The 22,144-nt window shown below is 74.0% G+C and carries 21 protein-coding genes; 11 read left to right on the top strand and 10 right to left on the bottom strand.

Annotated features, from left to right (window positions below):
* Positions 1-233 precede the first annotated feature (233 nt).
* Genes carB through pyrR form a run of 5 tightly spaced genes read right to left on the bottom strand, consistent with a single transcriptional unit; the run spans position 234 to position 7,606 of the window.
* Positions 234-3,605 carry a carbamoyl-phosphate synthase large subunit gene (carB, locus tag F7P10_RS36660; RefSeq protein ID WP_151016641.1) on the bottom strand — a complete coding sequence of 1,124 codons (3,372 nt, stop codon included), beginning with the start codon at positions 3,603-3,605 and terminating at the stop codon, positions 234-236.
* Positions 3,602-4,717, bottom strand: coding sequence for a glutamine-hydrolyzing carbamoyl-phosphate synthase small subunit (gene carA, locus F7P10_RS36655; RefSeq protein ID WP_151016640.1), 1,116 nt, complete (start codon positions 4,715-4,717; stop codon positions 3,602-3,604). The genes carB and carA overlap by 4 nt, the downstream gene beginning before the upstream one ends.
* Positions 4,714-6,027, bottom strand: a complete 1,314-nt coding sequence (locus F7P10_RS36650; RefSeq protein WP_254716211.1) for a dihydroorotase — start codon at positions 6,025-6,027, stop codon at positions 4,714-4,716. Before F7P10_RS36650 ends, carA begins: the two co-directional genes overlap by 4 nt.
* Entirely contained in the window at positions 6,024-6,965 is a 942-nt protein-coding gene (locus F7P10_RS36645; RefSeq protein WP_151016639.1) for an aspartate carbamoyltransferase catalytic subunit, read from the bottom strand. Before F7P10_RS36645 ends, F7P10_RS36650 begins: the two co-directional genes overlap by 4 nt.
* Positions 6,962-7,606: a bifunctional pyr operon transcriptional regulator/uracil phosphoribosyltransferase PyrR gene (gene pyrR, locus F7P10_RS36640; RefSeq protein ID WP_151018520.1), complete on the bottom strand. Its 645-nt coding sequence runs from the start codon at positions 7,604-7,606 to the stop codon at positions 6,962-6,964. Before pyrR ends, F7P10_RS36645 begins: the two co-directional genes overlap by 4 nt.
* 421 nt (positions 7,607-8,027) lie before the next feature.
* Here pyrR and F7P10_RS36635 point away from each other — a divergent pair, with 421 nt between their 5' ends.
* The gene (locus F7P10_RS36635) at positions 8,028-8,522 is read left to right on the top strand and encodes a transcriptional regulator (RefSeq protein WP_067795069.1); all 495 of its coding nucleotides are present in this window, start codon (positions 8,028-8,030) and stop codon (positions 8,520-8,522) included.
* Positions 8,523-8,626: 104 nt separating this feature from the next.
* On the opposite strand, the gene F7P10_RS36630 is transcribed toward F7P10_RS36635, so the two are convergent.
* Positions 8,627-9,664 (bottom strand): aldo/keto reductase, encoded by a 1,038-nt coding sequence (locus F7P10_RS36630; protein WP_151016638.1) that lies wholly within the window; start codon positions 9,662-9,664, stop codon positions 8,627-8,629.
* A 113-nt stretch (positions 9,665-9,777) separates the two neighbouring features.
* Here F7P10_RS36630 and F7P10_RS36625 point away from each other — a divergent pair, with 113 nt between their 5' ends.
* Complete coding sequence (locus F7P10_RS36625) at positions 9,778-10,368, top strand: TetR/AcrR family transcriptional regulator (RefSeq protein WP_151016637.1); 591 nt, start codon at positions 9,778-9,780, stop codon at positions 10,366-10,368.
* Between the two features lie 6 nt (positions 10,369-10,374).
* On the opposite strand, the gene F7P10_RS36620 is transcribed toward F7P10_RS36625, so the two are convergent.
* A complete protein-coding gene (locus tag F7P10_RS36620; RefSeq protein ID WP_254716210.1) occupies positions 10,375-11,802 on the bottom strand; it encodes an MFS transporter in 1,428 nt (475 codons plus the stop codon).
* A 128-nt stretch (positions 11,803-11,930) separates the two neighbouring features.
* Between F7P10_RS36620 and F7P10_RS36615 the strand changes: the two genes are divergently transcribed.
* Entirely contained in the window at positions 11,931-12,299 is a 369-nt protein-coding gene (locus F7P10_RS36615) for a VOC family protein (RefSeq protein ID WP_151016636.1), read from the top strand.
* Positions 12,300-12,360: 61 nt separating this feature from the next.
* On the opposite strand, the gene F7P10_RS36610 is transcribed toward F7P10_RS36615, so the two are convergent.
* Together F7P10_RS36610 and F7P10_RS36605 are read right to left on the bottom strand one after the other, a co-directional pair.
* Entirely contained in the window at positions 12,361-13,539 is a 1,179-nt protein-coding gene (locus F7P10_RS36610; RefSeq protein WP_151016635.1) for a CoA transferase, read from the bottom strand.
* Positions 13,540-13,709: 170 nt separating this feature from the next.
* Positions 13,710-14,192 carry an SAV_6107 family HEPN domain-containing protein gene (locus F7P10_RS36605; RefSeq protein WP_151016634.1) on the bottom strand — a complete coding sequence of 161 codons (483 nt, stop codon included), beginning with the start codon at positions 14,190-14,192 and terminating at the stop codon, positions 13,710-13,712.
* Positions 14,193-14,424: 232 nt separating this feature from the next.
* Between F7P10_RS36605 and F7P10_RS36600 the strand changes: the two genes are divergently transcribed.
* From F7P10_RS36600 to F7P10_RS36580, 5 genes are read left to right on the top strand one after another with little or no spacing between them, the layout of a single operon-like run.
* Positions 14,425-14,889, top strand: coding sequence for a YbaK/EbsC family protein (locus tag F7P10_RS36600; protein ID WP_151016633.1), 465 nt, complete (start codon positions 14,425-14,427; stop codon positions 14,887-14,889).
* The gene (locus tag F7P10_RS36595; RefSeq protein WP_151016632.1) at positions 14,889-15,242 is read left to right on the top strand and encodes an arsenate reductase family protein; all 354 of its coding nucleotides are present in this window, start codon (positions 14,889-14,891) and stop codon (positions 15,240-15,242) included. The genes F7P10_RS36600 and F7P10_RS36595 overlap by 1 nt, the downstream gene beginning before the upstream one ends.
* A gap of 51 nt (positions 15,243-15,293) precedes the next feature.
* Complete coding sequence (locus tag F7P10_RS36590) at positions 15,294-16,196, top strand: hypothetical protein (RefSeq protein ID WP_151016631.1); 903 nt, start codon at positions 15,294-15,296, stop codon at positions 16,194-16,196.
* The gene (locus tag F7P10_RS36585; protein WP_151016630.1) at positions 16,193-16,522 is read left to right on the top strand and encodes a hypothetical protein; all 330 of its coding nucleotides are present in this window, start codon (positions 16,193-16,195) and stop codon (positions 16,520-16,522) included. The genes F7P10_RS36590 and F7P10_RS36585 overlap by 4 nt, the downstream gene beginning before the upstream one ends.
* A 10-nt stretch (positions 16,523-16,532) precedes the next feature.
* Entirely contained in the window at positions 16,533-17,141 is a 609-nt protein-coding gene (locus F7P10_RS36580; RefSeq protein WP_254716209.1) for a GNAT family N-acetyltransferase, read from the top strand.
* Here F7P10_RS36580 and metF read toward each other — a convergent pair.
* Positions 17,072-18,037, bottom strand: a complete 966-nt coding sequence (gene metF / locus F7P10_RS36575; RefSeq protein ID WP_151016629.1) for a methylenetetrahydrofolate reductase [NAD(P)H] — start codon at positions 18,035-18,037, stop codon at positions 17,072-17,074. The two genes, F7P10_RS36580 and metF, sit on opposite strands and share 70 nt — an antisense overlap.
* A gap of 181 nt (positions 18,038-18,218) precedes the next feature.
* On the opposite strand from metF, the gene F7P10_RS36570 reads away from it, so the two are divergent.
* From F7P10_RS36570 to F7P10_RS36560, 3 genes are all read left to right on the top strand, one after another.
* On the top strand, positions 18,219-19,271 hold the full coding sequence (locus F7P10_RS36570) for a polyprenyl synthetase family protein (protein WP_151016628.1): 1,053 nt from the start codon (positions 18,219-18,221) through the stop codon (positions 19,269-19,271).
* A 132-nt stretch (positions 19,272-19,403) separates the two neighbouring features.
* Positions 19,404-19,967, top strand: a complete 564-nt coding sequence (locus tag F7P10_RS36565) for a carboxymuconolactone decarboxylase family protein (RefSeq protein ID WP_151016627.1) — start codon at positions 19,404-19,406, stop codon at positions 19,965-19,967.
* Entirely contained in the window at positions 19,964-22,129 is a 2,166-nt protein-coding gene (locus F7P10_RS36560) for a glycoside hydrolase family 3 C-terminal domain-containing protein (RefSeq protein ID WP_151016626.1), read from the top strand. Before F7P10_RS36565 ends, F7P10_RS36560 begins: the two co-directional genes overlap by 4 nt.
* Positions 22,130-22,144: the final 15 nt, after the last annotated feature.

Raw genomic sequence — 22,144 nt, 5'->3', positions numbered from 1 at the left:
CACGCCCGCACGGTCTCGCCCGCACGATCGTCCCGCACGGGCGTCCCGCACGGGCGGCCCCACGATCGTCCCGCACGACCGCACCCGCACGACCACCCGCACGGTCACGCCCGCACAACCGACCGGCCGCACGGACGGGCCGCGCGATCGTCTCGCCGGGTCACGCTCGCACGCGGCCGGCGCGCCGCCGCGACCGCCCGTCCGGACGTCGCGGCGGCGTGCCGCCCGCGACGTCAGCCGGTGCCCGCGCCCGGGTCGGCCGGGCCCGTGCGGCCGTGCGCGCCGCTGATCCGCTCCGCGTGCTCCTGGAGGGAGCGGACGCCGATCTGCCCGCCCGCGACGGCCTCGATGCCCTGCACGGCGGCGGCGAGCCCCTGCACGGTCGTGACGCACGGTACGCCGCGCAGCACGGCCGCGGTACGGATCTCGTACCCGTCGAGCCGGGGCCCGGACTGGCCGGGGCCGCCGAAGGGCGTGTTGACGATGAGGTCCACCTCGCCGTCGAGGACGCGCCGCACGATCGTGGGCTCGCCGTCCGGGCCGGGCCCCTCGCTGTGCTTGCGCACGATCTTGGCACGGACGCCGTTGCGGTGCAGGACCTCGGCGGTCCCCTCCGTGGCAAGAATCTCAAAGCCCAGGTCAGCGAGGCGCTTCACCGGGAACACCATGTGCCGCTTGTCCCGGTTCGCGACGGAGACGAACGCGCGTCCCTTGGTCGGCAGCGAGCCGTAGGCGGCCTGCTGCGACTTGGCGAACGCGGTGCCGAACACCTCGTCGATGCCCATGACCTCGCCCGTCGAGCGCATCTCCGGGCCGAGCACGGTGTCGACGCCCTGCCCGCGCTCGTTGCGGAACCGGTCGAAGGGCAGGACGGCCTCCTTGACCGCGATCGGCGCGTCCAGGGGGAGGTTCCCGCCGTCGCCCTCGGCGGGCAGCATGCCCTCGGCGCGCAGCCGCGCGACCGTCGCGCCCATCATCACGCGGGCGGCGGCCTTCGCGAGCGGCACGGCCGTCGCCTTGGACACGAACGGGACGGTCCGGGACGCGCGCGGGTTCGCCTCCAGGACGTACAGGACGCCCGCGGCGAGCGCGTACTGGACGTTCATGAGCCCGCGCACCCCGACGCCGCGCGCGAGCGCCTCGGTGGCCTCGCGGATGCGGCGGATGTCGTCGTGCCCGAGGGTGATCGGCGGGAGCGCGCACGCGGAGTCGCCGGAGTGGATGCCGGCCTCCTCGATGTGCTCCATGACGCCGCCGAGGTAGAGCTCCTCGCCGTCGAACAGGGCGTCGACGTCGATCTCGATGGCCTCGTCCAGGAACCGGTCGACCAGCACCGGGTGCTCCGGGCTCGCCTCGGTGGCGCGGGCCATGTACGACTCGAGCGTGACGTCGTCGTAGACGATCTCCATGCCGCGCCCGCCCAGCACGTAGGACGGCCGCACGAGCACCGGGTAGCCGATCTCGGCGGCGATCTCGCGCGCCTCGGCGTAGGAGGTGGCGGTGCCGTGCTTCGGCGCGAGCAGGCCCGCGCGGTGCAGGACGCGCCCGAAGGCGCCGCGCTCCTCGGCGAGGTGGATGCTCTCGGGGGTCGTGCCGACGATCGGGACGCCCGCGTCCTTGAGCTTCTGCGCGAGGCCGAGCGGGGTCTGCCCGCCGAGCTGGACGATCACGCCCGCGACCTCGCCCGTCTGCTGCTCGGCGTGCACGACCTCGAGGACGTCCTCCAGCGTGAGCGGCTCGAAGTAGAGCCGCCCGGAGGTGTCGTAGTCGGTGGAGACCGTCTCGGGGTTGCAGTTGACCATGACGGTCTCGTAGCCCGCCTCGGCCAGCGTGAAGGACGCGTGGACGCACGAGTAGTCGAACTCGACGCCCTGCCCGATGCGGTTCGGCCCGCTGCCGAGGATCAGCACCTTCGGCTTCGTCCCGGCCGGGACCTCGGTCTCCTCGTCGTAGGACGAGTACAGATACGGGGTCCGCGCCTCGAACTCGGCGGCGCAGGTGTCGACGGTCAGGTAGACGGGCCGGACGCCGAGGGCGTGCCGGACCTCGCGGACGACCTCCTCCGACAGCCCGCGCAGCTCGCCGATCTGCGCGTCGGAGAAGCCGTGCCGCTTGGCGGCCAGCAGCTTCCCGCGGGTGAGCGCGTCGTCGGCGGTGCGGATCTCCTCGGCGACGGCGTTGATCGCGGCGATCTGGTCGAGGAACCAGGGGTCGATCCCCGTCGCCGTGTACAGGTCCTGGAGGGACGCCCCCGCCCAGAGCGCGCGCTGCACGTCGCGGAGCCGCCCGTCGTGCGGGCGGGACGCGGACTCGACGAGCGCGGCGGCGTCGAGGCCCGACGCGTCGTCCCGTCCGGCCCAGCCGAACGACGAGCCCTTCTGCTCCAGCGACCGCAGCGCCTTCTGCAGCGCCTCGGTGAAGCAGCGGCCGATCGCCATCGCCTCGCCCACCGACTTCATGTGGGTGGTGAGCGTGCCGTCGGCGCCGGGGAACTTCTCGAACGCGAACCGGGGGACCTTCACCACGACGTAGTCGAGCGTGGGCTCGAACGACGCGGGCGTCTCGCGGGTGATGTCGTTCGGGATCTCGTCGAGGGTGTAGCCGATCGCGAGCTTCGCGGCGATCTTGGCGATCGGGAAGCCGGTGGCCTTGGACGCCAGCGCGGACGACCGCGACACCCGCGGGTTCATCTCGATGACGATCATCCGGCCGGTTCCGGGCTGCACGGCGAACTGGATGTTGCAGCCGCCGGTGTCGACGCCGACCTCGCGGATCACCGCGATCGCGACGTCCCGCATGTTCTGGTACTCGCGGTCGGTCAGCGTCATCGCGGGCGCGACGGTGATCGAGTCGCCGGTGTGCACGCCCATCGGGTCGAGGTTCTCGATGGAGCACACGATGACCACGTTGTCGGCGCGGTCCCGCATGACCTCCAGCTCGTACTCCTTCCAGCCGAGGATCGACTCCTCGAGGAGCACCTCGCTGGTCGGGGACGCGTCGAGGCCCGCGCCGGCGATGCGGCGCAGGTCGTCCTCGTCGTGCGCGAAGCCGGAGCCGCGCCCGCCCATGGTGAACGACGGCCGGACGACCAGCGGGTAGCCGAGCTCGCCGGCCGCCGCCGTGACCTCGTCCATCGTGTGGCAGATGACGGACCGGGCGGACTCGGCGTTCAGGCCCTGCTCGCGCGCGACCTTGGCGACGATCTCCTTGAACTTCTCCCGGTTCTCACCGGCCTGGATCGCGTCGACGTCGGCGCCGATCAGCTCGACGCCGTACCGCTCGAGGACGCCGCTCTCGTAGAGCGAGATCGCGGTGTTGAGGGCCGTCTGGCCGCCGAGCGTCGGCAGCAGCGCGTCCGGCCGCTCCTTGGCGATGATCTTCTCGACGACCTCGGGGGTGATCGGCTCGACGTAGGTGGCGTCGGCGAACTCCGGGTCCGTCATGATCGTCGCGGGGTTGCTGTTGACCAGCGTGACCCGCAGGCCCTCGGCCCGCAGCACGCGGCACGCCTGGGTGCCCGAGTAGTCGAACTCGCAGGCCTGGCCGATGACGATCGGCCCGGACCCGATGACCAGGACCGAGTTCAGGTCTTCGCGGCGCGTCACGCAGACCCCTCCATCATCTCGCAGAAACGGTCGAACAGGCCGGACGCGTCGTGCGGGCCCGCCGCGGCCTCCGGGTGGTACTGGACGCTGAACGCGGGACGGTCGAGCAGCCGCAGGCCCTCGACGCAGCCGTCGTTCAGGTTCACGTGGGTGACCTCGGCGCGGCCGTACGGGGTGTCGAACGGGCCGTCGGCCGGCGCCTCCACGGCGAACCCGTGGTTGTGGGCCGACACGTCGACCTTGCCGGTCGTCCGGTCCTGGACGGGCTGGTTGATGCCCCGGTGCCCGAACCGCAGCTTGTACGTTCCGAGGCCGAGCGCGCGGCCGAAGATCTGGTTGCCGAAGCAGATGCCGAAGAACGGCTTGCCGGCGTCGAGGACGCCCCGCAGCGCGTCCACCGCGTACCCCGCGGCGGACGGGTCGCCGGGGCCGTTGGAGAAGAACACGCCGTCGGGGTTCAGGGCGAGGATGTCGGCCGCCGTGACGGTGGCGGGCAGGACGTGCACCTCGCAGCCCCGCTCGGCCATCCGCCGCGGCGTCATCGACTTGATGCCGAGGTCGACGGCGGCGACGGTGAAGCGCTTCGCGCCGATCGCCGGGACGACGTACGGCTCGGTCGTCGACACGTCGCGGGCGAGGTCGGCGCCCTCCATCGAGGGGCTCAGCCGGACGCGCTCCAGCAGCGCGTCCTCCCCGCCGCCGGCGGCGGCGCCGCTGAAGATCCCGGCGCGCATGGCGCCGCGGTCGCGCAGGTGGCGAGTCAGCGCCCGCGTCCCGGGGATCGCGATGCCGACCACGCCCTGGTCGCGCAGCGCCGACCCGAGCGAGCCGGTGGCGCGCCAGTTGGACGCGACGCGCGCGGGCTCGCGCACCACGTACCCCGCGACCTGGATGCGGCCGGACTCGGGGTCCTCGTCGTTCACGCCCGTGTTGCCGATGTGGGGGGACGTCATGGCCACGATCTGCCGCGCGTACGACGGGTCGGTGAGGGTCTCCTGGTAGCCGGTCATCCCGGTGTTGAAGACCATCTCGCCGAAGGCCTCGCCCTCGGCCCCGTACGCGGCCCCGCGGAACACCCTGCCGTCTTCCAGGACCAGCAGAGCAGGGTTCATTGAAGCTTCCCTTCCAGGACGGTCGGCTCGCCGCGCAGGAACGTCGCCACGACGCGCCCCGGCAGCTCCAGCCCCGCGAACGGGGTGTTGCGGCTCTTGGAGGTCATGGCGGACGCGTCCACGGCGCGGCGCGGCGACGGGTCGTACAGCGTGATGTTGGCGGGCGCCCCCGTCTCGAGCGGACGGCCCTGCCCGGACAGGCGCCCGATGCGCGCGGGCCGGTACGACATGCGGTCGGCGACCCCGGCCCAGTCGAGCAGCCCGGTGTCGACCATGGCCTCCTGGACGACCGGCAGCGCGGTCTCCAGGCCGATCATGCCCATCGCGGCGACCGCCCACTCGGTCTCCTTGGCCTCGACCGGGTGCGGGGCGTGGTCGGTGGCGACGCAGTCGATGGTCCCGTCGGCCAGCGCGTCCCGCAGCGCGGCGACGTCCTCGGCGGTGCGCAGCGGCGGGTTCACCTTGTAGATCGGGTCGTAGGACTCGGCCCGCCCGTCGTTGAGGAGCAGGTGGTGCGGGGTGACCTCGGCGGTCACCGGGCAGCCCTTGCCCTTGGCCCAGCGGAGGATCTCCACGGACCCGGCGGTCGAGACGTGGCAGACGTGCAGCCGCGACCCGACGTGCTGGGCGAGCAGGACGTCGCGGGCGATGATCGCCTCCTCGGCGACCGCGGGCCAGCCCGCCAGCCCCAGCGCGGCCGACACCTCGCCCTCGTTCATCTGGGCGCCCTCGGTGAGCCGCGGCTCCTGCGCGTGCTGGGCGACGACGCCGTCGAACGCCTTCACGTACTCGAGCGCGCGCCGCATGATGACGGCGTCCGACACGCAGTGCCCGTCGTCGGAGAACACCCGGACGGACGCGGCGGAGTCGGCCATCGCGCCGAGCTCGGCGAGCTGCTCGCCGGCGATGCCGCGGGTGACGGCGCCGACCGGCTGCACGTCGCAGTACCCGGCCTCGCGGCCGAGCCGCCACACCTGCTCGACGACACCGGCGGTGTCGGCGACCGGGTCGGTGTTGGCCATCGCGTGCACGGCGGTGAACCCGCCCATCGCGGCGGCCTTCGTGCCGGACTCGACGGTCTCGGCGTCCTCGCGGCCCGGCTCGCGCAGGTGGGTGTGCAGGTCGACCAGGCCCGGCAGGGCGATCAGCCCGTCCGCGTCGATCACCTGCGCGCCCGCCGCGTCCAGCCCGGCGCCGATCGCGGCGACGACGCCGTCGCGGACGAGGACGTCCGCGGGCTCGCCGCCGAGGATCCGGGCGCCCCGGATGAGCACGCCCGCGCGGGCGCCCGTGGTCGGGGTTTCTGTCACTGGGGGACCTCCTGGCCGATGGCGGGCTCGGAGCCGCCGAGAAGCAGGTAGAGCACGGCCATGCGGGCGCTGACGCCGTTGGCGACCTGCTCGACGATGGTGGACCGCACCGAGTCGGCGACCTCGGCGGCGATCTCGACGCCGCGGTTCATCGGGCCGGGGTGCATGACGATCGCGTGCTCGGGGAGCTGCGCCATCCGCTCGGCGTCCAGGCCGTAGCGGCGGCTGTACTCGCGCACGCTCGGGAAGTAGGCGGCGTTCATCCGCTCCTGCTGCACGCGCAGCATCATGACCACGTCGCTCTTGGGCACGACGTCGTCGAGGTCGTAGGACACCCGGCACGGCCACGTGCCGATCGCGACCGGCAGCAGCGTCGGCGGCGCGACGACGGTGACGTCGGCGCCGAGGGTGTCCAGGAGCAGGACGTTGGAACGCGCCACCCGGCTGTGCAGGACGTCCCCGACGATCGTGACCTTGCGGCCGTCGAGGTCGCCGAGGCGGCGGCGCATCGTGAAGGCGTCCAGCAGCGCCTGGGTCGGGTGCTCGTGGGTGCCGTCGCCGGCGTTGACGACGCTGCCCCGCACCCAGCCCGCGAGCCGGTGCGGGGCGCCGGACGCGCCGTGCCGGACGACGACGCCGTCGGCGCCCATCGCCTCGAGCGTCAGCGCGGTGTCCTTCAGGCTCTCGCCCTTGGACACGCTGGACCCCTTCGCGGAGAAGTTGATGACGTCCGCCGACAGCCGCTTCGCGGCGGCCTCGAACGAGATCCGGGTGCGGGTGGAGTCCTCGAAGAACAGGTTGACGACGGTGCGGCCCCGCAGCGTCGGCAGCTTCTTGATGGAACGGCCCGCGATCTGGGCCAGTTCCTCGGCGGTGTCGAGGACGAGCAGCGCGTCGTCGCGGGTCAGGTCGGCGGCGGAGATCAGATGGCGCTTCACCCGGCACCTCCCGCCGGCCCGGACGGCTGCCCGGACGGCTGGGCGGACGGCTGGGCGGGCACCGGGGAGCCCACGGGCTCGGGCACCGGGCCGAGCAGCACGGCGTCGCGGCCGTCGTTCTCGTCCAGCAGCACCTTGACGGTCTCGCGCATCGACGTCGGCAGGTTCTTGCCCACGTAGTCGGCGCGGATCGGGACCTCGCGATGTCCCCGGTCGACCAGCACCGCGAGCTGGACGGCGCGCGGCCGGCCGAGGTCGTTGAGGGCGTCGAGCGCCGCACGGACGGTGCGTCCGGAGAACAGCACGTCGTCGACCAGCACCACGACGCGGTCGTCGATCCCGTCGGAGGGCACTTCGGTGCGGCCGAGGGCGCGCGCGGGACGCATGCGCAGGTCGTCCCGGTACATCGTCACGTCGAGCGAGCCCCACGGCACCGGACGCCCCTCCACCTCGCGCAGCAGGCCCGCCAGCCGCTCGGCCAGCGTCACCCCGCGCGTCTGGATGCCCAGCAGCAGGACGTCGTGCCCGCCCTTGGTGCGTTCGAGGATCTCGTGCGCGATCCGGGTCAGTGCGCGGCGGATGTCGGGACCCTCCAGAACGGCCTTGGGCCGGGGGTCACCCTCCGCGGCGCGCGACCCCACAGGCCGCGGCGGCCTGGAGGCAGCATTCACCTCGGAAACCTCCTTTCCCGCCTCACTGGACGGGCCTTAAAGGACGTCTTGTCCCCCACACGGTAGCAGTCGGCCGGACCTGCCCCGACCTCGGGCGGGCCCGTATCCTTGCTGGTGAGAGGGCTCACATTCGGTCGGCCGGGCGCGCGGAAGGGCCGTCTCGGCGCCGTTTCCGCCGAGTCCGCGAGGCCGCGGGAGGTCCGGAGGGAGTCCTACGGATTCGACCGCTTTTTTCCAATCGGCTTGACCTGAGGCCCGCACCGTTTTACCGTCACTGTCCGTAACCATCCCTGGAAACGGGGTCCTGGAGCCCGGCGGCTTCGGGATTCCGTCGGTCCCCGGCGTCGGCCGGGAACCGAACGACGACGAAAGTGAGCCTGGGGGGCCAAGAATGCCGTCTGAATACGCAAAGGCTCTCGGCGCGCGCCTGCGCGCCATCCGCACCCAGCAGGGCCTGTCCCTGCACGGCGTGGAAGAGAAGTCCCGAGGCCGCTGGAAGGCCGTCGTCGTGGGTTCGTACGAGCGGGGCGACCGCGCCGTCACCGTTCAGAAGCTGGCCGAGCTCGCCGATTTCTATGGCGTGCCGGTTTCCGAGTTGCTGCCCGGCGGTGCCGCGCCGAGCCCGCTCGGGCCTACACCCAAGCTCGTGATCGACCTCGAGCGGCTGCAGCAGCTTCCGAAGGACAAGGCCGGTCCTCTCGCCCGTTACGCCGCGACGATTCAGAGCCAGCGGGGCGACTACAACGGAAAGGTTTTGTCGATCCGTCAGGAGGACCTGCGTTCACTCGCGGTCATCTACGACAAGTCCCCGACGGAGCTGACCGAGGAGCTGATCTCCTGGGGCGTCCTCGACCCGGAGGCGCGCCGCGCCGTCGAGTCGTTCTGACGCGCCCGCTCCCGTCGCGCGCATCGTGAGACGGGCATAGCGACACGGGCACAGCGACACGGGGGCCCGGCTCCGGCCGGGCCCCCGTTCGCGCGCCCGGCGGGTCAGGACGCGCGCGCGACCTCGGCGTGGTGCCGGACCTGCATCCCCGTGACGGGCGGCAGCACGGTGGCCCGCGACACCTCGTCCAACCGGGCGGCCGCCTCGTCCGGCAACTCCAGCGCGAAGCCCGCCAGGTTCCCGCGCAGCTGCTCCAGGTCGCGCGGCCCCACGATCACCGACGTCACCCCGGGACGGGCGCGCACCCAGGCGAGCGCGACGGCGGCGGAGGCGGCGCCCAACTCCGCCGCGACGGCACCGACCTCCGCCGCGATGCCCAGCGTCCGCTCGTTCAGCATGTCGCCGGCGTACCTGCGCGCCATGTCCAGCGGGGACGAGCGCAGCCGCCCGATCCGTGAGTCGGCCGGCGCCGCACCGCGCGCGTACCGTCCGGTCAGCACCCCGTTCGCGAGCGGCGAGTACGTCAGCGTGCCCAGCCCGTGCCGCTCGCACGCCGGCAGGATCTCCGCCTCGATGGCGCGCGCCACCAGCGAGTACTGCGGCTGCAGGCTGACGAACGGCGTTCCGCCGGCCCGCTCGGCGGCCCGGCGCGCCTCGACGATCTGCGCGGCGGTGAAGTTCGAGCACCCGATGTAGCGGACCTTGCCCGACCGGACGAAGCCGTCCAGGGTCGCCATGGTCTCCTCGATCGGCGTCGCCGCGTCCCACTGGTGGCACTGGTAGAGGTCGATGTGGTCCGTTCCCAGGCGGCGCAGGCTGGCCTCGAGCGCCCGCGTGAGGTGCGCCCGCGACAGGCCGATGTCGTTCGGTCCGTCCCCCTGGGGCATGAACGCCTTGGTCGCGAGCACGACCGAGTCCCGGCGGCCCGCGACCGCCCGTCCGACGATCTCCTCCGACTGGCCGCCGGTGTAGGCGTCGGCGGTGTCGATGACGTTGCCGCCGGCGTCCAGGAAGGCGTCGACGACCCGGCGGGCCTCGTCCTCCGTGCAGCCGGCGAACGGATGGTCGGTGCCGAAGTTCATCGTGCCCAGGCAGGCCTGCGAGACCTTGAGCCCGGACCGTCCCAGCGTCGCGTACTCCATGCCGGTCCCCTCGTTACAATCAGCGGAAGCCACGGAACCGGAACATTTGATCCGGTTCCGTTCCGGAACTATACGGAACACCTGATCCGGTTAGCAAGGAGCGAGGAACCGCCATGCCCGAACCCGGCCGTCCGCTGCGCGCCGACGCCCGCCGCAACCGCGCGCGCGTCCTGGAGGCGGCGCGGACCGTCCTGGCGCGGGACGGGTCGTCGGCCTCACTGCGCGAGATCGCCCGCGAGGCCGGCGTCGGGCTCGCCACCATCTACCGGCAGTTCCCGACCAAGGAGGACCTCTTCGCGGCGGTCGTGCGCGACCGCATCGGCGCCCTCGCCGACGAGGCCGCGGCCCTGATCGCCGGGTCGGGCGGCACCGCGCCGGGGGCGGCGTTCTTCACCTTCTTCACCCTGATCGTCGAGGACAGCACCCACAAGAAGATGCTGGTCGACGCGCTCACCGACGCCGGCGTCGCCGAGGCCGACGTGAAGGCCGGGATGGCGGACCTGGCCGCGGAGATCAAGGACTCGCTGGCGACCCTCCTGGCCGGCGCGCAGCGGTCCGGCGACGTCCGCGCCGACGTGGGAATGCCGGAGGTGCTCGCGCTGCTCGGCGCCGCCTGCCTGGCGGCCGAGCGGGGCCGGTGGGACGCCGGGACGCGCGACCGCGCGCTGGCCGTCGTGTTCGACGGGTTCCGGCCCCGGAACTGAGCCGCCTCACGCGCCGTCGCGCGCGTCCGCCGTGGTGATGGACGGGCGCACCACCGGCTCCCCGCCGGCGCCCCGGGCCCGTCCCCCGCCGCGCGCCGCCAGCAGCGCCAGCGGCAGCACGGCCGCCATCGCCGCCGCGCTCATCGCGAACCCGGCGGTGAACCCCCGCTCCCCCGGCATGCCCGCCACGATCACGGCGCTGACCTGCGTGCCCAGCGACGCGCCGACCGTCCGGATCAGCGTGTTGACGCCCGTCGCCGCGCCCGTATCCCCCACCGGAACCGCCAGCACCACCAGCGTCGCGACCGCCGCGTAGGCGAGCCCGAGCCCGATCCCCCGGGCGAGCCCGCCGACGTACAGGTGCCACAGCTCCGAATGCGCGAACGTGACGAACGCGTACCCGGCGCACGTCAGCACCGCCCCGCCGGACAGCACCGCCCGCGACCCGAACCGCCGGTCCAGCGCCCCCGCCGCCACGCCCGCGACGGTCATCCCGATGCTCGCGGGCAACTGCAGCACCGCCGCCTGCGTCGCGCTGCCCCCGAACCCGTACCCGGTGTCCTCCGGCAGCTGGACCAGCAGCGGGAACAGCAGCCCGCCCGCCATCAGCGCGTACCCCGACAGCAGCGACGCCGCGTTGGCCGTCCACACCCCTCGCAGCCGCATGACGCGCGGGTCCACGAGGGGTTCGCGCACGCGCGTCTCGACCCACAGCCAGATCGCGGCCGTCACCACCGCGGCCGCGAGCAGCCCCAGCACGCCCGGTGACGTCCAGCCCCAGAACGTCCCCTGGGTGAGCGCCGCCAGCGCCGCCACCAGCCACCCCGCGAACAGCACCGCGCCCCACCAGTCCACCCGGGCGCCGGCGCGGGACGGCGACCGCGGCACGATCCACCACGCCGCCGCGAGCCCCGGCACCAGCCCGAGCACCGGCACCCACAGCAGCCAGCGCCAGCCGAGCAGGTCGATGATCGGACCCGCCATGCACCAGGACAGCGCGCCGCCGAGCCCCAGCATCGACGACATCAGCCCCACGGCCGACGCCGTCCGCCCGGCCGGAACCACGTCCCGGATGATCGTGTACGCGAGCGGGAACACCCCCGCGCCGACCCCGCTCAGGACCCGCCCGGCGAGCATGACCGGCAGCGACCCGGCCGAGGCGGCCACGACCATCCCGGCCGTCGCCGCCGCGAGCACCGACAGCAGTACCCGCCGGGGCCCGTACAGGTCGCCGAGCCGCCCGACCACCGGCGTCGCCACGGCCGCCGACAGCGTCATCGCCGTCAGCGCCCACGCCGCCCCGGCCGGCGTCGTGCCCAGGCCCGCCTGGATCTGCGGCAGCGCCGGGGTGACGACCGCCATCGACAGCGAGTAGGCCGACACACCGAGGAACGCCAGCAGCGGCACCAGCCCCCGACCGCCGCGCGCCGCCACGTCCGTCCCCCTTACTTCGCCCTACTAACAATCTCATATGCCCACAAAAGCCATGCGATGAGTTCCGGGCACGGGCCCGGTCGGTACCGGTGAGCACGAGACGCGCGCACATGAGCGGGAGGCGACACATGTTCAAGGACACGAAGGCGTACAGCGGCTTCTCGGTCGACGACATCGAGGCCGCGCGGGAGTTCTACGGAGAGGTCTTGGGCCTCGGAGTATCCGAGGACCACGGCATGCTCACCCTGCACATCGCGGGCGACCGGGACACGCTCGTCTACCCGAAGCCCGACCACACGCCGGCGACGTTCACCATCCTCAACTTCCCGGTGGACGACATCGAGCGGGCCGTCGACGAACTCGGCGAGCGCGGCGTCGCCTTCGAGCAGTACGACGGCTACACCGACGCGAAAGGGATCATGCGCGAGATGGGTCCGCTCATCGCCTGGTTCAGGGACCCGGCGGGCAACGTCCTCTCCGTCCTGCAGGAGGCCTGACCCGCGCACGCGGACGGCGGCCGGTCACGCCGCGAGGCGCGAGCGTCCGCGAGGCCCGCCGTCAGGGCTCTCCGGCGACTCCGCGGGCGCGCAGATCGTCCACGGCATCGCCGGAGAGCCCGAGCACGTCCCGCAGGACCCCGGCGGTGTCCTCGCCGAGGACGGGCGCGGGGCCGGGCGGCGCCTGCCCGCCGAACACCAGCGGTGAGCCCGGCGCGAGGTGGGGGCCGACGCCGGGCTGGTCGATCTCGGCCATGAGCGGCCGCCCGTCCAGTTCCCGCGCGACCTCCCCGAAGTCCCGGTACCGCGACCACAGGACGGACGTGCCGTGCAGCCCGGCCTCGATCTCCGCGCACGTGCGCGTCCCGAACCAGGAGGCGAGGAGGCCGCCGATCGCCTCCCGGTGCCGGTACCGGTCCCCGGCCGTCCCGAAGTCCGCCCGCAGCGCCCGCTCGAGCGCCTCGACGACCTCCCCGAGCCCGGTCGCGGCGACGAGGTCGCGCCACTGCCGTCCGGTGACCACGGCGACCATGACGCGCCCGTCCGCCGTCGCGAAGTCGCGCCCGAACTCCCCGAAGAGGTGGTTGCCGATCCGTTCGCGCGGCGTCCCGAGCTGCGCCTCCGCGAGGTACCCGAGGTTGCCCGCAGTGGCCAGGGCGATGTCGTCCAGCGCGACCCGCAGGCCGCTCCCCTCGCCCGTCCGCAGCCGGTGCCGCTCCGCCGCGAGGAGCCCGGCCGCCAGGTAGAGCCCGCACACGACGTCCCAGACCGGCAGGGCGTGGTTGACCGGTGCGCCGTCCCGTCCGGTGATCGCCGGGAACCCGGACGCCGCGTTCACGGTGTAGTCGACGGCGGTGCCGCCGTCCCGGCGCCCGACGAGCTGGACGTGCACGAGGTCGGGCCGCAGCGCCGCGAGCTCGGCGGGGGCGAGCCCGCCGCGCGGCGGGGCGTTCGTCAGCACGGTCCCGCACTCCGCCGCCAGCCGCGCCGCGACACCGCGTCCCTCCGCCGACCGCAGGTCGACGGTCACCGACCGCTTCCCCTTGTTGAGTCCCGCCCAGTACAGGCTCCGCCCGGACGGCGCCAGCGGCCACCGGTCGATGTCGGGCCCGCCGCCGATCTGGTCCACCCGGATCACCTCGGCGCCGAGCTGCGCGAGCGTCATGCCGCCGAGCGGCGCGGCGACGAAGCTGGAGATCTCGACGATCCGCATCCCGGCGAGCGGCAACAGTGCGTCCATCCGCAAATCCCTATCACCCGCCCATATCCCCGCCGCGCCCGCCACCTCCGCTCCGCGGCGCGGGGCCGGGGCGGTGCTCGGTGAGGGGAGCGGTCCGCCCCGGCCCGGCGCGGGGCGGTCCCGGGGAGGGTGGGACGGCCCCTCGGGGAGGGTCGGCGGCGTCGGTGCGGTCAGTTCGCGTCGGTGAACGGGAGGGCGGTCTGGCCGGCGATGCCGAGGCAGTCCTCGACGAGGGAGACGAAGATCTCCGCGTCGTGCAGGAGTTCCTCGGCCTCGCGGACGGTGACGGCGCGGGGCAGGCCGGCCTCGGCGGCGGCGCGCTTGTCGGCACCGGCGGCGAAGAAGGCGGCCCACTCGCGCAGGGCGGGCTCGGCCTCGGGCAGCAGCACCCACACGCTGCGGGGACGGCCGCGGTGGTGCGTCTCGACGGGTTCGCGGGAGGCCAGCACGGCGGCGGCGGCGCGAAGCGCGGCGAGATGCGCGCAGACGTAGCGGACGGCGGGCGTGGTCGCCTCCGCGGCTTCGGCGAGGCCGGTGCGGGCGGCCTGCAACTGGCCGACCGCGGTGTGCGCCGGACGGGGCGCGGGCCTCGGACGGCGCCGCGGGCTCGGCGGGCCGGACAGTGCGGCGGAGTGAACGGCGGTTGCGGACATGGCTGCCTCCTTCCGGGGCTCGGGCCGGCCGGGCGGAGAGCTTCCCCTCACTCCGCCCGGCCCTCGGCCCCCGCCGGCGCATCGGCACCGGCGGGGGCGTCGCCCTGATACGGGCCGCGAGTCCCGCATCACGTCGAACATAAGTTCGACGCATTCACAGTAAACCCGCCCGGTGACGATTCGTCAACGTGTTCGAACGGATCGGCGTGAGCAGGTCGGCTAGGGTGCGGGCATGCATCCGAACGCCGAACACGTCGCGAGCGTCCTGCAAGGTCACGGGGTGGAGGGCGAGATCGTCGAACTGCCCGATTCGGCGCCGACGGCGCGGGCCGCCGCCGATCAGGTCGGGTGCGCGGTCGGCGCGATCGCCAACAGCCTGGTGTTCGACGCGGACGGCGCGCCGCTGCTGGTGCTGACGAGCGGTGCGCACCGCGTCGACACCGCGAAGGTCGCCGGGCTCGTGGGCGCGCGGCGGGTGCGGCGGGCGACGCCGGAGTTCGTCCGGGAGGCGACCGGGCAGCCGATCGGGGGTGTCGCGCCGGTGGGCCATCCGGCGCCGATCCGCACCCTCGTGGACGTGTGGCTCGGCGGGCACGACCGGGTGTGGGCGGCGGCCGGGCACCCGCACACGGTGTTCCCGACGTCGTACGAGGAGCTGCTGAAGATCACCGGGGGCGACCCGGCGGAGGTGGAGTGATGACGGAGATCTGGCACAACCCGCGCTGCTCCAAGAGCCGCGCCGCGAAGGCCGCGCTGGACGAGGCGGGCGCGGACTACACCGAGCGGCGCTACCTGGACGACCCGCCCACGGCGGACGAGCTGGACGCGGTGCTCACCCGGATCGGCGCGGAGCCGTGGGAGGTCGCGCGGCTGGGCGAGGCCGTCGCGAAGGATCTCGGGCTGAAGGAGCTCGAGCGCGACCGGGCGCGGTGGATCGAGGTCATGGTGGCCAACCCGGTGCTGATCCAGCGGCCGATCGTGGTGACCGGCACCGCGGCGATCGTCGCGCGGGACGAGGACTCCGTCCGCAAAGCCCTCGACAGCCTGTAACGCCGGTGTGATTCTGGGTACGACCGACGTCCGGCGACCCCCGGAGGACCAGTGACCGCGCAGATGCGCACGGGCCCGGCCGCCCGCGATCCGAACTTCCGGGGGATCGACCCGCCCGCGCTCGATCGGCTCATCACGCAGATGCGGGACGCGCAGACGGCGATCCGCGGCTGGCTGAACGGGCACCGCCCGCCGCCGGGAGTGTCGGCGGCGGGGTACCGGCAGGCCGACGAGGTCGCGCAGTGGGTCGGGAGCCAGCTCGGGATGCTGTCGCGGCGCTACAACTACGCGATCACGCACCCGGACGGCGGTTCCATGCAGGCGCCGCCGTCCCCGGCGCCGTCGCCGGAGGCGGGGCGGGCGCCGGTGGAGGCGGGCGGCGCCGCGCCCGCGCCGGTGGCGCCGCCCCGCCGGGACCCGGTGGCGCAGGCCCCGCGCACCCCCGATCCGGGACGGGCGAAGGCGCCCCCGGCGGGCGGCGGTCTCTCCTCGCGGGGCGCGGGCGACATCGGGAGCCATCCGGACCGGCGGGCGGCCGAGAAGGCGGCGGAGGCCGACGCGCGGGCGCTGCGGGCGGCGTTCGAGGACGGCGCGGCCGTCCCGGCCGCCGTCTGGACGCGCCTGAAGGCCGACGCCGACGATCCCGACTACACCGCGCGCCTGTACGAGCGGCTGGGCCCGGCGGGCACCGCGCGGCTGCTCGCGGCGGGCGAGGGCGACGCGGCGCGGCTGCGGGTGATCCGCGAGTCGCTGGGCATGGCGAGCAACGAGGTCCGCATGGACGTCGCGTGGCTGCGGGCGTTCCTGGCCGAGGCGGAGCGCGTCGGCGTGCGTCCGGTGGCCGTCCAGGTCCTGACGGGCGTGGACTGGAGCGCGCGCACACAGGAGGCGGTCGGGAAGCTGGATCTGGCGACGTCGGAGCAGGATCCGGCGGCGCCGAGGCGGGACCCGTGAGCGCGCCGCCGCCGGGGAGCCTGCCGCCGCCGCTCGAGGGCGCGGCCGCCGCCGCCCTGCCGCTGACGGAACGCCCCAACCCGGCCTACGCGCAGCTCTACCGGGCGTACGCGGACGCCTACGGCGGGATCGACCGGCTCCGGCAGGCGCTGGACGCGCCCGTGAAGACCCTGGGCGGGACGGACGCGTGGCTCGGCCCGGAGGCGCGCCGGTGGGGTTCGGCGCTCGACGCGGAGCGGGCGCGGCTGCGGCAGGCGGCCGACCGGATCCTGTGGGACATCTACGATCGGCTGTCCGCGACCCCCCGGACCCTTCCCCGGGGCTAGGCTCGGGCGGGTGAGGGACGCGAAGCTGCGCGAGATCGATGAACGCGCCTTCCTGCGCAGGGTGGCCCCGATGCTGGACGTCTACGCGGCGGCGATGTCGCCGCCGGCGGAGCAGCTGCCGGGCCGCCGCATGATCATGGAGCGGCACGCGGGGTACCCGGGGTTCCGGGCGTTCGCCGCGGAGCGCCGGGGTGCGCTGGCGCGCCTGCCGGGGCCGCTCCACGGGTTCGCGTACGGGTTCCACGGTGCCCGCGGCCAGTGGTGGCACGACGTCGTCATCGAGGCGCTCACCGCGCGGGGCGGCCCGGAGCACGCGGCGGCGTGGCTGGAGGACGCGTTCGAGGTCGCCGAGCTGCACGTCCGTCCGGACGCGCAGGGCCGGGGGCTCGGCCGGGGGCTGCTGGCCGCGCTGTGCGAGGGCAGGCCGGAGCGGACGGTGGTGCTGTCGACGCTGGAGCGCCGCCCGGACACCCCCGCCCGCCGGCTCTACCGCTCGGTCGGCATGGTCGACCTGCTGACCGATTTCGAGTTCCCCGGCGGCGGGCCCCGCTACGCGGTCATGGGCGGGACGCTGCCGCTGGCCACCGGCTCGGCCGCGGGCGCGGACGTCCCGCAGTAGCCGTCGGCCTCGAGCAGCCCGTACACCTCGCGGGTCGCCGTCGACTTGTTGAACGTGATGAAGTGGATTCCGGGCGCGCCCTGGTCGAGCAGGTCGCGGCAGAGTTCGGCGGCGTGCTCGATGCCGAGCCGCCGGACGGCCTCGGGGTCGTCGGCGACGGCGTCGAACCGGGCCTTGACCTCGGGCGGGAACGGCGCGCCCGACAGCTGCTCGGACCGCTCGATGGTGCTCAGCTGGGTGACGGGCATGATCCCGGGGATGATCGGGACGTCGCACCCGGCGGCGGCGACGCGGTCGCGCAGCCGGAAGTAGTCCTCGGCGCGGAAGAACATCTGGGTGATGGCGTAGTCGGCGCCCGCGCGGCACTTCTCGATGAAGTACCGGGTGTCGCTCTCGATGTCGGGCGAGCGCGGGTGCTTGTAGGGGAACGCGGCGACGCCGACGCTGAAGTCGCCGGTGGCGCGGATGAGGCGGACGAGGTCGGCGGCGTACTCGACGCCGTCGGGGTGGCTGATCCACTCCCCCATCGGGTCGCCGGGCGGGTCGCCGCGCAGCGCGAGCATGTTGCGGACGCCCGCGGCGGCGAGCCGTCCGATGAGGTGGCGGAGCTCGGCCTGGGAGTGGTTCACCGCGCAGAAGTGGGCGACCGGGGTGAGGGTGGTGTCGGTGGCGATCCGTTCGACGATGTCGACGGTGGTGTCGCGGGTGCCGCCGCCCGCGCCGTAGGTCACGGAGACGAACGTGGGCTGGAGGGGTTCGAGCTCGCGGATGGTACGCCAGAGGGTCCGCGCGCCCTTCTCGGTCTTGGGCGGGAAGAACTCGAAGGAGAAGGACCTTCCACCGGTGGCGAGCAGTTCACGGACTGTGGGGGGCCGGTCGGGGCGTACGGGTCGCATCCCACCAGCGTACAGAAGGGGTGGGCGGTGGGGCCCGGGTGCGGGCCGGATCCGGCCCGCACCCCGCCGGGCTGGGAACATATACCCCGTTGTCCCGAATATGCAGGGATTTCCTAGGATCGATGGACATCTCGCGCTAACGACGGGCGGTTGAATGCCTTCCCCTGGATACGATCACGACATGTCGACCAGCCGCATCCGCAAGGAGGTCGACGAGGCGCTGCTCGCCTTCGTCGATCGGCAGCGCCCGGGCCTGCTGGCCATCAGCGACGACCTGTCGCCGCTGCTCGGGGCGCTGGACGCGCTGCTGCGCGGGGGGAAGCGGCTGCGTCCGGCGTTCTGCTACTGGGGGTGGCGCGCCGCGGGCGGCGGGACGGACGCGGGCGTCGTCGGCGCGGCGGCGTCCCTGGAACTGCTGCAGGCGAGCGCGCTGATCCACGACGACGTCATGGACTCCAGCGACACCCGGCGCGGGCAGCCGTCGGTGCACCGCCGGTTCGAGGCGCTGCACGGCGCGCAGGGCTGGCCGGGCGACGCGGCGGCGTTCGGCGAGGGCACCGCGATCCTGCTCGGCGACCTGTGCCTGGCCTGGTCGGCGGAGATGTTCGAGACGTGCGGCCTGGACGGCGAGCGCCGCCGGCGCGGCCGGACGGTGTACGACCTGATGCGCACCGAGGTCATGTGCGGCCAGTACCTCGACATGCTGGAGGGGACGCGCGGCGCCGCGACCGTCGCCACGGCGCTGCGGGTCGTGGAGTACAAGAGCGCGAAGTACACGATCGAGCGGCCGCTGCACCTGGGCGCGGCGCTGGCCGGGGCGCGCCCGGACGTCCCCGCCGCGCTGACCGGGTACGGGCTGCCGCTCGGCATCGCGTTCCAGCTCCGCGACGACGTCCTGGGCGTGTTCGGCGATCCGGCCGAGACGGGCAAGCCGGCGGGCGACGACCTGCGGGAGGGCAAGCGGACGGTGCTGGTCGCGCTGACTCTCGAACGGTCGGACGCGGCGCAGGCGGCGGCGCTCGAGCGGCGCCTCGGCGATCCGGAGCTGGACCGGCCCGGGGTGGACGAGCTGCGCTCGATCATCGAGGAGACCGGCGGGCTCGCGGCGTGCGAGGCGATGATCGACCGTTACCTCGACGAGGCCGAGCGGGCGCTGCGGGCGGCGCCGATCACCGAGGAGGCGCGGGAGGCGCTCGCGGGCCTGGCGGTCGCGGCCACCTCCCGCCGCACCTGACCCGTCCGCCGCACCTGACCCTCCCGGCGCACCTGACCCGTCCGTCCGGCCGGCCGGAACATCTGGCACGATCCGGCCAATCGACCCGATCGCACTAGCACTTTCCCACCATTTGGTGGCAGAAATGTCGCCATGTGCGCCGACACCCCCGGGGACCGCGCCCCGCGCATCGCCCCGCTGCCGGAGGAGCGGTGGGACGACGTGCTCAAGGCCGTCACCGCCGCCACCGGTCCGCTGAACGTCTTCACGACGCTGGCCCGCCACCCGTCGCTGTTCCAGTCCTGGATCGGCCTCGGGTCGGCGCTGCTGATGAACGGCCTGCTGCCGGGCCGGGATCGCGAGCTGGCGATCCTGCGGACGGCGCACCACCGCTCCTGCGCGTACGAATGGGCGCACCACCGCGACCTCGCGCTGGCCGCGGGGCTCACCGAGGAGGAGATCGACGCGCTCCGCGGCGACCTCGGCGCGCACCCGTGGGGCGACGGCGACCGGATGGTGCTGACCGCCGCGGACGAGCTGCACGAGCGCGGCACGGTGACGGACGCGACGTGGGTGGAGCTGGCCGGCCGCTTCGGCGAGGCCGAACTGATCGAACTGGTGATGCTCGTCGGCCATTACCACATGGTCGCGTTCACGCTGAACGCGCTGCGCGTCCAAAGCGAGGACCCCGGGCACCGGGACGGGGAGGGCCGATGACGCTCCGGACCGGAACGCTCCGGACCGGGCGGTGGCTGCCCGCGGTGGGCGCGCTCGCGTGCGCGCTGGCGCTCGCGGTCGTCCCCGCCCCGCCGGACGGGGCGCTGGCGGCCGCGAGCCGCTGCGGCGACCCGGCGGTGCGGCCGTGGTGCGATACCTCGAAGAGCGCGGACGAGCGGGCGCGGCTGCTGCTCGCGAAGCTGACCGACGACGAGAAGATCGCGCTGTTGTCGTCCGACGACCCGTTCGGCGGCCCGCTCGGCGGGTTCTTCGACTGGGCGCACGCCGACACCAACCACGGCATCGAGCGGCTGGGCGTGCCGCCGCTGTACATGGCCGACGGCCCGGCGGGCGTCCGGCAGGGCGAGGCCACCGCGCTGCCCGCGCCGATCGCGCTGGCCGCGACGTTCGACCGGGACGCCGCGCGGCTGTACGGGCGGACGGTCGGGTGGGAGGCCAGGCACCGCGGCAACGACGTGATCTTCGGCCCGACGGTGGACGTGCTGCGCACGCCCCTCAACGGCCGGACGTTCGAGGGGTTCGGCGAGGACCCGTACCTGTCGGCCCGGCTCGGCGCGTCCTGGATCGAGGGCGCGCAGGGGCAGGGCGTGATGGCGTCGGTGAAGCACCTGGCCGTCTACACCCAGGAGAAGGACCGCCTCGAGCTGAACATGGCGGTGGACCCGCGCACGCTCCGCGAGATCTACCTGCCGCCGTTCGAGGCCGCCGTGACCGAGGGCGGCGCCGCGACCGTCATGTGCGGGTTCGGGAAGCTGAACGGCCGCTGGGCGTGCCACGACGGCGGCGTCCTCAACGGAATCCTGCGGTCGGAGTGGGGCTTCGACGGGATGGTCATGTCCGACCACACCGCCGCGCACGACACCGCCGAGGCCGCCAACGGCGGGCTGGACATGGAGCTGCCGATCGGCGTCCGCTACAACGCGTTCCTGCTCAAGACGGCGCGCGCGCAGAACGAGGTCAGCCAGGCCACGATCGACGGGCACACCCGCAACGTCCTCCGGACGATGTTCGAGTTCGGCGTCTTCGACCGTCCGGCGTACCCGAACGACCTCGCCCGCGCCGACCGGACGGCGAGCGGGACCGCGGCCCGCGCGATCGCCGAGGACGGCGTCACGCTGCTGAAGAACGACGGCGCCCTGCCCCTGAGCGCGCCCGGGAAGATCGCGCTGATCGGGCGGGCCGCGCGGGAGAGCCAGTCCGGTTCCGGGTCGGCGAAGGTCGTCCCGTTCGAGGCGGTGAGCGCACAGGAGGGGCTGACCCGGCGGGCCGGGGCGGGCGCCTCGGTCACCTACCGGGACGGGGACGACCACGGCGCGGCGGCGGACGCCGCGCGCGGCGCCGACGTCGCGATCGTGTTCGCGACCGACAGCCAGGGCGAGTTCTTCGACAAGTCGTGCCTGACGCTGGAGTGCGGGGAGCCGCTGCGCGGCGACCAGGACGGGCTGATCTCGGCGGTCGCGGCGGCGAACCCGAACACGATCGTCGTGCTGCAGACGGGCGGGCCCGTCCTCACCCCGTGGGCGGACGAGGTCGCGGCGGTCGTCGAGACCTGGTATCCGGGGCAGGAAGCGGGGAACGCGCTGGCCCGCGTCCTGTACGGGGACGTCGATCCGGGCGGGCGCCTGCCGGTGACCTTCCCCGCCGCGGAGACGCACGCGCCCGCGGCCGGGAACCCGGCGCAGTACCCGGGGGTGGGCAAGACCGCGACGTTCTCCGAGGGCGTCATGGTCGGCTACCGGCACTACGACGAGCGGGGCATCGCGCCCAAGTACCCGTTCGGTCACGGCCTGTCGTACACGACGTTCCGCTACAGCGGCTTGAAGGTCTCCTCGAAGCGGGCCAGCGTGACGGTCACCAACAGCGGGAGCCGCACAGGCGTGGCCGTCCCGCAGATGTACCTCGGTCTGCCGTCGCCCGGTGTGGACGTCCCGCAGCCGCCCAAGCAGCTCAAGGGCTTCACGAAGGTCACGCTGGAGCCGGGGCAGAGCACGACCGTCACCTTCCCGCTCAGCACCCGTGACCTGTCCTACTGGAACGTGGAGGCGAAGCAGTGGAAGGTCGCGGACGGCTGCTACAGGGTCATGGTCGGCGCCTCGTCGCGGGACATCGCCCAGCAGGGGGCCTTCGGGGCGTGCGGGTAAAGAAGATCCTCGTTC

Origin of the sequence: Actinomadura sp. WMMB 499 (assembly GCF_008824145.1) — a bacterium.
GTDB lineage: Bacteria > Actinomycetota > Actinomycetes > Streptosporangiales > Streptosporangiaceae > Spirillospora.
This window is presented reverse-complemented; position numbering and strand designations above follow the sequence as displayed.